This is a genomic window from Desulfobacter sp. (assembly GCA_028768525.1).
GTDB lineage: Bacteria > Desulfobacterota > Desulfobacteria > Desulfobacterales > Desulfobacteraceae > Desulfobacter.
Window position 1 is genome coordinate 1,747,542 of sequence record CP054837.1, and the last position, 13,425, is coordinate 1,760,966.

At 49.9% G+C, this 13,425-nt stretch carries 10 protein-coding genes and 5 tRNA genes; all 15 read right to left on the minus strand.

The genetic code is table 11. The features are described from left to right. Positions 1-49: 49 nt before the first annotated feature. The 15 genes from HUN04_08080 to HUN04_08150 all read right to left on the minus strand — a co-directional run bounded on the left by HUN04_08080 (position 50) and on the right by HUN04_08150 (position 13,364). Positions 50-421, minus strand: coding sequence for a 30S ribosomal protein S12 (locus HUN04_08080; protein WDP89680.1), 372 nt, complete (start codon positions 419-421; stop codon positions 50-52). Between the two features lie 103 nt (positions 422-524). Continuing rightward, entirely contained in the window at positions 525-4,907 is a 4,383-nt protein-coding gene (gene rpoC, locus HUN04_08085; protein WDP89681.1) for a DNA-directed RNA polymerase subunit beta', read from the minus strand. A gap of 10 nt (positions 4,908-4,917) precedes the next feature. After that, positions 4,918-9,045, minus strand: coding sequence for a DNA-directed RNA polymerase subunit beta (rpoB, locus tag HUN04_08090; protein ID WDP89682.1), 4,128 nt, complete (start codon positions 9,043-9,045; stop codon positions 4,918-4,920). A 110-nt stretch (positions 9,046-9,155) separates the two neighbouring features. Continuing rightward, positions 9,156-9,533, minus strand: coding sequence for a 50S ribosomal protein L7/L12 (rplL, locus tag HUN04_08095; GenBank protein WDP93208.1), 378 nt, complete (start codon positions 9,531-9,533; stop codon positions 9,156-9,158). Between the two features lie 72 nt (positions 9,534-9,605). After that, a complete protein-coding gene (rplJ, locus tag HUN04_08100; protein ID WDP89683.1) occupies positions 9,606-10,130 on the minus strand; it encodes a 50S ribosomal protein L10 in 525 nt (174 codons plus the stop codon). Positions 10,131-10,304: 174 nt separating this feature from the next. Continuing rightward, the gene (locus HUN04_08105; protein WDP89684.1) at positions 10,305-10,997 is read right to left on the minus strand and encodes a 50S ribosomal protein L1; all 693 of its coding nucleotides are present in this window, start codon (positions 10,995-10,997) and stop codon (positions 10,305-10,307) included. A gap of 24 nt (positions 10,998-11,021) precedes the next feature. Then, a complete protein-coding gene (gene rplK / locus HUN04_08110; protein ID WDP89685.1) occupies positions 11,022-11,444 on the minus strand; it encodes a 50S ribosomal protein L11 in 423 nt (140 codons plus the stop codon). 35 nt (positions 11,445-11,479) lie between these two features. Then, complete coding sequence (gene nusG / locus HUN04_08115; GenBank protein WDP89686.1) at positions 11,480-12,010, minus strand: transcription termination/antitermination protein NusG; 531 nt, start codon at positions 12,008-12,010, stop codon at positions 11,480-11,482. Positions 12,011-12,025: 15 nt separating this feature from the next. After that, a complete protein-coding gene (secE, locus tag HUN04_08120; protein ID WDP89687.1) occupies positions 12,026-12,385 on the minus strand; it encodes a preprotein translocase subunit SecE in 360 nt (119 codons plus the stop codon). Positions 12,386-12,444: 59 nt separating this feature from the next. After that, positions 12,445-12,521: transfer RNA gene (locus HUN04_08125), tRNA-Trp, on the minus strand. 10 nt (positions 12,522-12,531) lie between these two features. Continuing rightward, on the minus strand, positions 12,532-12,690 hold the full coding sequence (rpmG, locus tag HUN04_08130) for a 50S ribosomal protein L33 (GenBank protein ID WDP89688.1): 159 nt from the start codon (positions 12,688-12,690) through the stop codon (positions 12,532-12,534). 221 nt (positions 12,691-12,911) lie between these two features. Further along, a tRNA-Thr gene (locus HUN04_08135) sits at positions 12,912-12,988 on the minus strand. A gap of 42 nt (positions 12,989-13,030) precedes the next feature. Further along, positions 13,031-13,106: transfer RNA gene (locus HUN04_08140), tRNA-Gly, on the minus strand. An 85-nt stretch (positions 13,107-13,191) separates the two neighbouring features. Beyond that, positions 13,192-13,276 (minus strand) — tRNA-Tyr (locus tag HUN04_08145). Between the two features lie 12 nt (positions 13,277-13,288). After that, positions 13,289-13,364, minus strand: a tRNA-Thr gene (locus HUN04_08150). Positions 13,365-13,425: the final 61 nt, after the last annotated feature.

The window sequence follows — 13,425 nt, forward strand, 5'->3', positions numbered from 1 at the left end:
TGTCATGTCCACCAAAATTTCTTTATTTTTATATCTATACGCCCAATGATTATTTCGGACGCTTTGCACCGTATTTAGAACGGCCCTGGCGCCTATCATCTACACCAAGCGTATCAAGCGCACCCCTGACGATATGGTAGCGTACACCTGGAAGGTCCTTTACCCTGCCGCCCCTGACAAGAACAACAGAGTGTTCCTGAAGGTTATGACCCATACCGGGGATGTAAGCCGCAACTTCCATGCCGGTTGTCAGACGAACCCTGGCCACTTTTCTCAGGGCCGAGTTCGGTTTTTTAGGGGTAGATGTGTACACGCGGGTACACACGCCACGCTTCTGGGGGCCACCCTTCAGAGCAGGTGTACTCACCTTCTTCTCTGCTTTCTTTCTTCCTTTTCTTACCAATTGATTAATGGTCGGCATAACTTTCCCAACGCTCCTTATCAAATAAAATACGTCGCCATACACGACAAAATATTTAATTCTACTTTTAAATCAAATTATTGTCAAGCAAAATTTATTTTTTCTAAACTTCTGCCACTTTTCCGTAATCAACTTCAATGTTACGGTATCCCGGAAATCCGGTTCCGGCAGGGATCAAACGTCCCATTACCACATTTTCCTTCAGCCCTTTAAGACTGTCGTACTTGCCTTCGATGGCTGCCAGTGTCAAGACCTTTGTTGTTTCCTGGAAAGATGCCGCGGAAAGGAAACTGTCGGTTGACAACGAGGCTTTGGTGATACCGAGGATGAGGGGTTCACCCTTGGCCGGTTCACCGCCGTTCATGGCCACCTCACGGTTCTTTTCTTCAAACATGATACGGTCCACCTGCTCTTCGGGAATAAAATCGGTATCCCCGGGGCTGGTGACTTTCACCCGGCGCATCATCTGGCGGATAACCACCTCGATGTGCTTGTCATTGATTCTAACGCCCTGGAGCCGGTATACTTCCTGGACTTCATCAACCAGGTATTTGGCCAGGGCGACTTCACCCATGATATTCATGATATCCTGGGGATTTGCGGAACCTGCCATCAGCTGATCCCCCGCCTTGACATAATCACCGTCATAAACAGATACATGCTGCCCTTTGGGGATTGAGTATTCTTTTTTATCTCCAACGTCCGTAGGCGTAACCGTTACTTTCTGGCGGCCTTTGGTGCCCTTGGAGACAGTAACATACCCGTCAATTTCAGTAAGCACCGTGGGATCCTTGGGTTTGCGCACCTCAAAGAGCTCCGCAACCCTGGGCAGACCGCCGGTGATATCCTTGGTCTTGGTTGTGGCCCTGGGCAGCTTGGCGATAACGTCGCCAGCCATGATCTGGTCGTCTTCTTCCACGGTCAGAATGGCGTTTACCGGCAGGTAATATCTGGCAGGTGTTTTGGAATTGGGCAGTTTCACCGCCCGGCCGTCCTGGTCCTTGACCGTAATCTGGGGACGGATCTCGGAGTCCTTGCCCTCGATAATGGTTCTGGACACCTTGCCGGTTACCGGGTCGATTTGTTCTTGAACCGTGTTGCCAACAATGATATCAGCAAAGCGCACCCGCCCGGAAACCTCCGTAATAATGGGGGTGGTAAACGGATCCCAGGAAGCAATAATATCGCCGGGTTCTATGCTCTGACCGTCTTTGGCGTGGAGGGTAGCACCGTAAATTACGGTTTCTTTGGCACGCTCCCTGCCGTCTTCACCCACGATGGTGATGCCGCCGCCCTTACGGTTCATGACGATGATTTCGCCATCGGCTGAGGTTACGGTCTGAATATCTTCATTGCACTTAAAGATACCACCAACCCTGGCTTTAATTTCGGCAACCTCTACTTTCCGGGATGCCGTACCGCCGATATGGAAGGTCCGCATGGTCAGCTGGGTACCGGGCTCACCGATTGACTGGGCCGCAACAATACCGATGGCCTGTCCGATTTCAACAGTGACGCCATGGGCCAAATCCCTGCCGTAGCACCTTGAGCAGACCCCATGCTTTGAATTACAGGTCAGGACGGAACGGATTTTTACCTTCTGAACACCGGCAGCCTCAATCTTAGCGACGTGGGATTCTTCAAGCTCCGTATCAATCCCGACAATAAATTCGTCAGAGTAGGGATCACGGATCTCTTCCTGGGTCACGCGGCCCAGAATTCTTTCACCCAGGGTCTGGATGATTTCCCCACCCTCATAAAGGGCCTCGACTTCGATTCCATTAATGGTGCCGCAGTCAGTCTCCACGATGGTGCAATCCTGACCGACATCCGCCAGCCTACGGGTGAGATACCCTGAGTTGGCAGTTTTAAGGGCCGTATCTGCAAGACCTTTACGGGCACCATGGGTGGAGATGAAGTACTGCAGTACGGAAAGGCCTTCACGGAAGCAGGCCGTAATTGGGTTTTCAATAATCTCGCCCGACGGCTTGGCCATCAGACCACGCATACCGGCCAGCTGCCGCATCTGGTCCTTGGAACCACGGGCGCCGGAGTCGGCCATCACGTAAACAGCGTTGAGTTCTTCTTGATCCTCATCCCCCTCTTTTTTGGGCGGGTTCTTCATGACTTCCATCATGGCGTTGGCAATATCATCTGTGGCTTGTGCCCAGATATCAACTACCTTATTGTATTTCTCGCCCTGGGTGATCAGACCTTCGGAGTACTGGTTTTTGATGTCCTCAATACTTTTTTCCGCATTGGCGACCAGATCCCATTTATTATCCGGGATGATCATGTCGTCAACGCAAATGGATAGTCCGCCCAGAGTAGAGTATTTGTACCCGATATCCTTGAGGCGGTCAGAAAGGATAACCGTTTCCTTGAGACCTATATTTCTGTAGGCATAGTCTATAAGACGGACAATAGACCCCTTGTCCATTAGCTTATTGACCAGTGTAAACGGCAGAGTGGTATTCCGCTCCTCGACCTTGAAAATGGTGTATTTTTCACCCACCATTCTCACATCGGTAAACTGGTCTTCCTTAAGGCCGTAAAGCTGTTCAACGACAACGTCGGAGACCTGGAATATATTCTTGAACTCCTTACGGGTCAGAATACCGGTGATTCCACGGGTTTTCTTGATCTCGTCATCCCCGTATTTCTTGAGCACGGTATCAAAATCTTCGCCTGACTTAAGCTCTTCAAGGGCAGCTTCGCAGTCTTCCAGGGTTTCGGTTCTGATCCGGGCCATATTCAACAGGATATCACCAGGAATGGTTTCCCACAGAAGAATCCGGCCGGTGGTGGTATCATAAATTTCGTCGTCGATGCGGACCTTGATTTTGGCATGGAGACTGACCTCTCCCGCGTCAAAGGCATACCGCACCTCTTCAAGGCTGGAGAAACTAATCCCTTCACCCTTCTGGTTGGTCATGGCACGGGTCATATAATAAATGCCCAAAACAATATCCTGGGTGGGCACAATAATAGGCTGCCCGTTTGCAGGGGAAAGAATATTGTTGGTGGACAGCATCATCACCCTGGCCTCAAGCTGGGACTCAAGGGAAAGGGGCACATGGACCGCCATCTGGTCACCGTCAAAGTCAGCATTAAATGCCGGACATACAAGCGGGTGGAGCTGGATGGCCTTCCCTTCGATGAGGACAGGCTCAAAGGCCTGGAATCCGAGTCTATGGAGGGTCGGCGCCCTGTTGAGCATCACCGGATATTCTTTTACAACGGCTTCCAAGGCATCCCAGACCTCGTTTTCCTGGCGTTCCACCATCTTTTTGGCGCTTTTGACCGTGGATACCAGTCCCTTCTGCTCCAAAAAGTTGTAAATAAACGGCTTAAACAGCTCAAGGGCCATTTTCTTGGGGATACCGCATTGATGGAGCCGGAGTTCCGAGCCGACGGTGATAACGGTACGGCCTGAATAATCCACACGTTTACCCAGAAGGTTCTGGCGGAACCGGCCCTGCTTGCCTTTCAGGGTATCTGAAAGGGATTTAAGAGGCCTTTTATTGGTACCGGTGACCACGCGGCCGTGACGACCGTTATCAAAGAGAACGTCAACGGCTTCCTGAAGCATCCGTTTTTCGTTCCGGACAATAATGTCAGGCGCATTCAGGTCCACCAGGCGTTTGAGACGGTTATTCCTGTTAAGCACCCTTCTGTACAGATCGTTGAGATCTGATGTCGCAAACCGTCCGCCTTCCAGAGGGACCAGAGGACGAAGGTCCGGCGGCAGAATCGGGCAGGCCGTCAAGATCATCCGGGTCGGCTCAATGCCGGAATTCAAAAAGGCATCAATGACCTTCAGCCTTTTGGCCATCTTCTGCTGCTTGGCAACAGACTTGGTGAGTCCGATTTCTTCCTTAAGCTCATCGTGGACCGCCTGAAGATCAATCTCACTGAGCAGGGTCAGAATGGCCTCGGCGCCAATTCCGGCGTCAAAGGCTTCTTCACCAAATGTATCAAGGGCTTCGTAGTATTGATCATCGGAAAGCAACTGCAGCTTTTTCAGCCCGGTTTCCTTTGGGTCAATAACGATATAGGAATCAAAGTAAAGAACCTTTTCCAGATTTTTCAGGGTCAGGTCCAGAACGTTGCCTATTTTTGAGGGAAGGCTTTTCAGGAACCAGATATGGGAAACCGGGGAAGCCAGCTCAATGTGAGCCATTCTGTCCCGGCGAACCTTGGACTGGATGACCTCAACACCGCATTTTTCGCAGACAACCCCTCTGTGCTTCATGCGTTTGTACTTACCGCAATTACACTCGTAATCCTTGGTCGGGCCGAAAACCTTAGCGCAGAACAGGCCGTCCCGCTCCGGTTTAAAAGTCCTATAGTTAATGGTCTCGGGTTTTTTTATTTCCCCGTGGGACCATTCCCGGATCTGGTCGGAAGATGCCAGGCTGATCTGGACGCCCTGGTAAATCTTAGGATCTTTGGGTTTTGCGAAGAAATCATAAATATTGTCCAATGTCTTCTCCTTATTTGGTTCCTTCAATAAGATTTATGTCCAAACCCAGTGCATTAAGCTCTTTGGTCAATACCCTGAAAGATTCAGGCATACCAGGTTCAAGAACGTTCTGGCCTTTTACAATTTTTTCGTACATACGTGTCCGGCCGGTCATATCATCTGATTTAACTGTGAGGAATTCCTGGAGCGCATGGGCTGCACCGTAGGCTTCCATGGCCCAGACCTCCATCTCGCCGAGTCGCTGTCCACCGAACTGGGCCTTACCGCCAAGGGGCTGCTGGGTAACCAGTGAATAGGGGCCTATGGACCGCGCGTGGAGTTTGTCGTCTACAAGATGGTGGAGCTTAAGCATGTACATGGTCCCAACGGTAACCGGTTTATCAAAGGGTTCACCGGTCCGGCCGTCATAGAGTACGGATTGTCCGGAGGGATTGGAGCCGGCCAAAGTGATCAATTCTTTGATCTCTTCTTCCGTGGCACCGTCAAAGACCGGAGTTGCCGTATGGACGCCTCTCCTGTAAAGTTTAGCGAACTTCAGCAGTTTTTCCTCGTCCATACTGTCTATATCACGGGTAATGACGTCATCTGCCTGCACTTCCCTCTGTTTCCTGGTCAGGGCAAAAATGGACCCAACCTTTTCCCGGAGCGCTTCCATCTTCTTTTCTTCGATGAGCTCATCGATCTGCTGACCCAGGGCAAAGGCCGCATGGCCAAGGTGGATCTCAAGGATCTGGCCGACGTTCATACGGGAAGGAACACCCAAGGGGTTGAGAACCATGTCGACGGGGCGGCCGTCCGCAAAATACGGCAGGTCTTCCACCCTGAGGATTCTGGACACAACGCCTTTATTTCCGTGGCGGCCGGCCATCTTGTCACCAACGGACAACACCCGCTCCATGGCAACGGAAATTTTAATTAGCTTAAGAACACCCGGCGGCAGGTCATCGCCCTTCTCAAATCTGGACACCTGGCGGTTGAAATGATCTCTGGCCTTTTTGATCTGTTCCTGGGCCTTTTCGAATACCACCTGGGCCCGCTCTGTCAACTCGGCATCTTCCACGGCAATATTCACCAGAACGGAAACGGGAACCTTCCCAAAAACGCCTGTTTTTACAACGGTTCCGGCCTTGAGCATTACTTTGCCGTTCCGTTCCAGATCAGTTGCAAGGGTTTGACCGTTGAGCAGAATCTCAACCTTTTCCCGGCCGACTTCAGTGATGATTTTTATCTCATCATCCCTGTCTTTTTCCAGCCGTTCAATTTCCTCATCCTCAATCTGGCGGGTTCTGTCATCTTTGGGCAGCCCCCGACGGGAGAAGACTTTGGCATCGATTACCTTGCCCTTAACCCCGGGAGGTACGCAGAGGGAGGTATCTTTTACATCACCGGCTTTTTCACCGAAGATAGCCCTCAGCAGTTTCTCTTCCGGAGAAAGCTGGGTTTCACCCTTGGGTGTGATCTTGCCCACAAGGATGTCACCGGACTGGACCTCAGCCCCCAGACGGATGATACCGCTTTCATCAAGGTTCTTCAGTGCCTCTTCACCGACGTTGGGAATATCCCGGGTGATTTCTTCCTTACCCAGTTTGGTATCCCGGGCCAGAACCTCGAACTCCTCGACGTGGACCGAGGTATATACCGCATCCTTTACCAGACGCTCGCTTACAAGGATGGAATCCTCGTAGTTATAACCGTCCCAAGGCATGAAGGCCACGGTAACATTTTTTCCAAGGGCAAGTTCCCCCAGTTCTGTGGAGGGACCGTCGGCGATTACCTGGCCCTTTTTGACAAATTCCCCTTTTTCCACAATAGGCCTGTGGTTGAAACAGGTATTCTGGTTGGATCTGACGAATTTGGTGCAATTATAAATGGAAACGGCCTTGTCAAATTTGCCGTCTTTGGGATCTTCATTTTTTACGACAATCCGTTTGGAGTCGACATCCACAACGATCCCGTCGCATTCAGCAACAATGGTTACCCCGGAATCCCTGGCCACAACCGCTTCCATGCCGGTGCCCACAAGGGGAGCCTCGCTCTGGATAAGGGGTACAGCCTGGCGCTGCATGTTTGACCCCATGAGGGCCCGGTTTGCGTCGTCATTTTCCAGAAAGGGAATCAGGGAGGCGGAAACCGATACCAGCTGGTTGGGCGCCACGTCCATGAACTTCACATCCTGGGGGGCCACCATTTCATACTCACCTGCAACCCTGGCGGAAACCGTGGGATTAATAAAATTACCATCGGTGTCCAGAGGCGCATTGGCCTGGGCAATGGGGTGTTCTTTTTCTTCAAAGGCACTCAGGTGCTTGATTTCTTTGCTGGCGCAGCCTTCTTCAGCCAGGCGGAACGGCGTCTCAATGAAACCGAAATCATTCACCCTGGCAAAGGTGCACAGGGAAACGATCAGGCCGATATTGGGTCCTTCAGGGGTTTCAATGGGACAAATCCGCCCGTAGTGTGAGGGATGGACGTCACGGACCTCAAACCCTGCCCTTTCACGGGTAAGACCGCCGGGGCCCAGTGCGGAAAGACGCCGTTTATGCGTAGTTTCCGACAGGGGATTGGTCTGGTCCATGAACTGGGAAAGCTGGGAGGTGCCAAAGAACTCGCGCACGACAGCAGATACCGGTTTGGGGTTAATCAAGTCGTGGGGCATCATGGCGTCCACTTCCTGCATGCTCATCTTCTCTTTGATGGCCCGCTCCATACGGACAAGGCCAATACGGTAGTGGTTCTCAAGGAGTTCACCCACTGCACGGACGCGCCGGTTGCCCAGATGGTCGATATCGTCAACCTGTCCTTGGGTGTCCTTGAGTTCAATCAAAGTAGATGCAGTAAGCAGCACATCTTCTTTCCTCAGGGTTTTCACATCGATCTTGGTGTTTACCCCGAGGCGGTGGTTCATTTTCAGACGACCGACCTTTGACAGGTCATAGTAAGCCTGACGGAAGAAGAGATGATCGATGAAGTCCTGGGCCACTTCAATGGTGGCAGGATTACCGGGGCGCAGGCGGCGGTAAATGTCCATGAGGGCTTCTTCTTTGGATTCGATTTTGTCAGACACCAGGGTCTTGCGCATGGAGTCAGAGCTTCTCGGATCCGCATAGAGAACTTCAAATTCTTCAAACCCGTATTCTTCAAACTGTTCAAGAGTTGCCTCGGTGATCATCTCACCTGCTTTGAACAGCATTTCATCTCCACCGGCGGAGAAGTAATTTTTGGAGAATGATTTATCCAGAATTTCCTCTTCGGTAACCGGGATAAAATCAAGGGATTCATCCTTGAGCTGTTTCAAGGCCCTTTTTGTAAAGATCCGGCCGGCCTTGACAACCACTTCCCCGCTTTCCGGGGACTTGATATCGAAACTGGCCCGCTGCCGGACTAAATTTTCAGGCACGAATTCCCTGAAAAAAGACCCGTTTTTACGTTTGATTTTTTCTTTGGTATAGAAAAAATCAAGAATGTCTTCACTGGTATAACCAAAGGCCTTAAACAGGATAGAAACCGGGAATTTCCGGCGCCGGTCTATGCGGATATTGACAATGTCCTTGGCATCGATTTCCATGTCGATCCAGGATCCGCGCACCGGAATGATTCTGGCATTGTAAATGATCTTGCCAGAGGAATAGTTTTTTCCTTTATCGTGGTCGAAGAATACACCGGAGGACCGGTGAAGCTGGCTGACCACGGCCCGTTCAGTGCCGTTGATAATGAACGTTCCCCTCGGGGTCATCAAGGGGATGGTTCCAAAATAGATTTCCTGTTCTTTAATGTCCCGGATGGTGGACAGACCGGTGTCCTTGTCATTGTCATAGACGACAAGCCGAACCCTGATGTTCACGGGAATGTCATAGGTCATCCCGCGGCTGATACACTCCTTCATGGAGTGCTTAGATTCCCCGAAAGAATAGGACACATACTCTAAAGAAGAGGTATCGGTAAAATCCTTTATGGGGAATACCGATTTAAAAACTGAGTGGAGCCCTTTATCCTCTCTGTCCTGGGGAAGTATATCTCTTTGGAGAAAACTCTCGAAAGAATTGCGCTGCATCCCGATAAGATCGGGAATGTCTATGATTTTCTTTTTACTGCCAAACTCTTTTCTAATACGCTTATTCGTCAAAAGACTTCCGGTCATGATATCTCCCAGTGTGAGTTTTTCCAACCGTAAAAGCGGAGACATGGCACAATTGCCTTGCCCCCGCATATAGTTTATGCACAAAGTTGATTAAAATCAGCTTTGCAAAACTATTTTACAGATACCTGAGCGCCTGCGCCCTCAAGCTGTTCTTTAATCTTGTCGGCTTCGTCTTTGGCAATGCCTTCTTTAATTGCTTTGGGAGCTTCTTCAACCAGGGCTTTGGCTTCTTTCAGGCCAAGACCGGTGATTGCGCGAACTTCCTTAATTACGTTGATTTTCTTGTCACCTACGGATTCAAGAACAACGTCGAACTCGGTTTTTTCTTCAGCAGCGGCACCGGCATCGCCGGCAACGGGCATTGCACCGCCCATCATAACGGGGGCGGCAGCGGATACGCCGAATTTGTCTTCAAGTTCTTTTACCAGTTCTGACAGCTCCAGAACGCTCATGTTTGCAATGAATTCAATAACATCATCTTTTGTGATATCAGCCATTTTACTCTCCTAAAATTGACACGAAATATGTCGTCTTCTAATAATTTGTTTGGTTTGTTAATTTTATGCTGCGTCTTTTTGATCTTTAACAGCGTTAAGCACATTGACAAAAGATCTGGGTACGCCTGAAAGCACGTTGACCAGGTTGGTGGGCACGGCATTGAGGGTGTATACCAGTTTGGCGAGGAGATCTTCTTTGGACGGCATTTTCGCCAGTTGTTCGATCTCTTTCACACTGAGAAGCTTTCCGCCAAGGGCAGCGCCCTTAATTTCCAGCTTTTCATTATCTTTTGCAAAATCTACGAGAATTTTTGCAGGGGCCACAGGATCGTCCTGAGAGACCACAATAGCGTTGGGGCCTTTGTAGAGATCGACAAGAACCTCAGAGTCCGTCCCTTTGGACGCAAGTCTCATGAGGGTGTTTTTTACAACCTCCATCTGAACGCCTGCTTCCCTGAGTTTTGCGCGAAGTTCAGTCACCTGGAGAACTGACAGACCTTTGTAGTCGACCAGGACTGAAATTTCCGCATCGGCAAGCTGCTTTGAAAGTCTTTCAACCAGCTCTTTTTTCTGGGATATGTTCAGCAATTACTTACACCTCCTTCCATTAATAGAATTACGTCGAAGGTGCCAACGAAACCAAAACAAGATTATATTTCCGTCTCGGCAGGCCGGCAAATCCGATTATGCATAAACTCATGCACCTACTGTCTGTGACAGGTTTGGTACTGCGCGGCGGCCGGCTGAGCCGGCCGTCAACACTTATTTAATCAACAGAGGGTCGACTTTGATGCCGGGGCCCATTGTTGAAGAAATCGAAATAGATTTAAGGTAGGTACCTTTTGATGCTGCCGGTTTCAGGGCAACAATCTTATCCAGAAAAGCCTGTACGTTTTCCATGAGCTTTTCTGCACCGAAAGAGACCTTTCCTACGGGGACGTGAACAATACCGGCTTTTTCAACTCTGAAATCAATCTTGCCGGCTTTAAGTTCGTCGATGGCTTTCCCCAATTCAAAGGTGACGGTACCGGTTTTGGCATTGGGCATCAGCCCCCGGGGTCCCAGAACACGACCGAGCTTGCCAACTGTGCCCATCATGTCAGGGGTGGCAATAGCCTTGTCAAACCCGAACCAGCCGTCTTTAATTTTTTCGACGACTTCATCGGTGGCAATAAAATCCGCACCGGCATCAAGGGCTTCCTGTTCTTTTTCACCCTTGGCAAATACCAGGACCTTAACCTCTTTACCCAGTCCATTGGGAAGCACAACGGTACCCCGGACCATCTGGTCTGCATGCCGCGGGTCAACACCCAGTCTCACCGCCACATCAACAGTTTCATCAAACTTGGCGTAACTTGAAGATACAGCAAGCTCCAGGGCATCTTTAGGACCATACTGAACAGTCGTGTCGACTTTTTTCAGTGCTTCGATATGTTTTTTACTCCGCTTAGGCATTTTTCTTCACTCTTATACTTAAAGTTAAACTACTTCTATCCCCATACTTCTTGCTGTGCCTTCGATAATTTTGACGGCGGCGTCAATATCCCCGGCATTCAAGTCTTCCTTTTTGGTCTCTGCAATGGCAACCACCTGATCCCGGGTTACCTTGCCGACCTTTTCACGGTTCGGTTCGCCTGAACCTTTGCTGATTTTGGCAGCAGCCAGCAGCAGCCTTGATGCGGGGGGCGTCTTAGTGATGAAGCTGAAAGACCGGTCCTGATATACGGTGATAACAACGGGGATGATTGAACCGGCATCGTTTGCTGTCCTGGCGTTAAAGGCCTTGCAGAAGTCCATGATGTTGACGCCGTGCTGCCCCAGCGCAGGCCCGATTGGAGGTGAAGGATTGGCCTTACCCGCTTCGACCTGAAGCTTGATTTGTGTCATTACTTTTTTTGCCATTTTAATACTCCTGAAACTCGCTATTCATAACCAAATCAAATTTTGGTTACCTGTATAAAATTCAACTCAACCGGGGTAGCCCGCCCGAAGATACTAACCAGCACTTTGACCTTTTCCTTATCCGGAGACACCTCTTCAACAGTACCGTTGAAATTGGAAAAAGGACCGTCGATAACCCGAACCTCGTCACCGGGTTCAAAAAAGTACCTGGGCTGGGGTTTATCCTTGCCCTGCTCCATTTTATCGATAATGTCCTGGGCTTCCCTGTCCGTAATCGGTGCGGGCTTATTTTTCCCACCCAGAAAACCAGTCACCTTTGCAGTAGAACTGACAATATGCCAGGTCTCATTATCAAGGTGCATCCGCACCAGAATGTATCCCGGGTAAAACTTTCTGGAGGATTCTTTTTTCTTTCCGTCCACCAGTTCGACAACGCTTTCGGTCGGTATCAAAATATCCCCGAATTTCTCAGGATGCTTTGACCCTTGAATCTTTTCCTCCAGCGCAACCTTCACTTTCTGCTCATGGCCGGAATAGACATGAACCACATACCATTTTAAAGCCATGCTCTTCCCCTTAGTCTATGTAAGGACGACTTGTACAAGCCTGGAGAGGCTGAAATCAAAAAGCCCGAGGAAAGCGGCAACTACAAAAACAAACAGAATAACAACGATGGTTGTCCCTGTCGTTTGTTTGCGTGTCGGCCAGGTCACTTTTTTCAGCTCGACTTTGACCTCCCGGAGGAACTCTGCAGCCTTTGTAAAAAGGTTCCCGCTACCGGCTTCAACAACCGCCTTTTCGGCTTTGGCTTTCGATGCAATACCGGTGGCAGCCGGTTTTGCACTTGGTGCAACGGCTACTCGTCCCGCAGCGTCCTGCTCAGCCCCGACCTTCCTTTTCTTTTTATCAACGGAAGGCTTTTTTTTCTGCATTTTTGACATATTCCACCCGATCGATCGGCTCTGATAACCCTACTAAGAATCCCCAGAGCGTCTAAGACTGGCAGGTCAGGAGGGAGTCGAACCCCCAACATCCGGTTTTGGAGACCGGCGCTCTACCAATTGGAGCTACTGACCTGCATGGTAAACTATTTTATCTTCGTTTCCTTATGAACGAGATGCTTGTTGCAAAACTTGCAGTACTTTTTGAACTCGATCTTGTCCGGAGTCTTACGCTTGTTCTTGGTCGTTGTATAATTTTTTCTCTTGCACTCTGTACAGGCAAGAGCGATAAGTACTCTATCCACTATAAACCCCTATGACGTTATTCTATAATTTTGCCGGCAACACCGACACCAAAGCACAGCTTTTTTATATACCACACTTGTTGAAAAGAAGAAATCTTGGAAGGAAAGCTTTTACAGCAAAAGATGGGAACCCCGAAAACGAGGCAATGGTCCGACATTTATATTAAAGGTATATCCGCCGGACTCATCCTTAACCACCTTGTTACTCCTGCCAAAATTGTTGGAGCCCATGACCAGAATTGAACTGGTGAACCTCTTCCTTACCAAGGAAGCGCTCTACCGGCTGAGCTACATGGGCTTACACGGCAATCCAACTAGTGCGTCTTGCGGAACCTGCGTGTGGAGCGGGAGACGAGGTTCGAACTCGCGACATTCAGCTTGGAAGGCTGAAGCTCTACCAACTGAGCTACTCCCGCTTAAGTGAAACTGCATATAGTCAATGTACCAAAATCGACTATGTAGTAACGACCAACCTATCGCAGATCTCCTACACAATACTTTTGGTGGTGGGGGGAGGATTTGAACCTCCGAAGGCTGAGCCGTCAGATTTACAGTCTGATCCCTTTGACCACTCGGGAACCCCACCTAAGCATATTTCTGGAGCCGATACCCCGAATCGAACGGAGGACATTCTCATTACAAGTGAGATGCTCTACCAACTGAGCTATATCGGCTCGTCTTGCCGCGACCCTACGGATCACGCCAAAAAGACCGGGAGATAATAGCAGAGCGCCC

What these genes read in the sequence shown, in the direction of transcription:
- HUN04_08080 (WDP89680.1), bottom strand. Translation starts at nt 421, where the DNA reads ATGCCGACCATTAATCAATTGGTAAGAAAAGGAAGAAAGAAAGCAGAG.
- rpoB (WDP89682.1), bottom strand. Translation starts at nt 9,045, where the DNA reads ATGACCGGAAGTCTTTTGACGAATAAGCGTATTAGAAAAGAGTTTGGC.
- HUN04_08105 (WDP89684.1), bottom strand. Translation starts at nt 10,997, where the DNA reads ATGCCTAAGCGGAGTAAAAAACATATCGAAGCACTGAAAAAAGTCGAC.
- rplK (WDP89685.1), bottom strand. Translation starts at nt 11,444, where the DNA reads ATGGCAAAAAAAGTAATGACACAAATCAAGCTTCAGGTCGAAGCGGGT.
- nusG (WDP89686.1), bottom strand. Translation starts at nt 12,010, where the DNA reads ATGGCTTTAAAATGGTATGTGGTTCATGTCTATTCCGGCCATGAGCAG.
- secE (WDP89687.1), bottom strand. Translation starts at nt 12,385, where the DNA reads ATGTCAAAAATGCAGAAAAAAAAGCCTTCCGTTGATAAAAAGAAAAGG.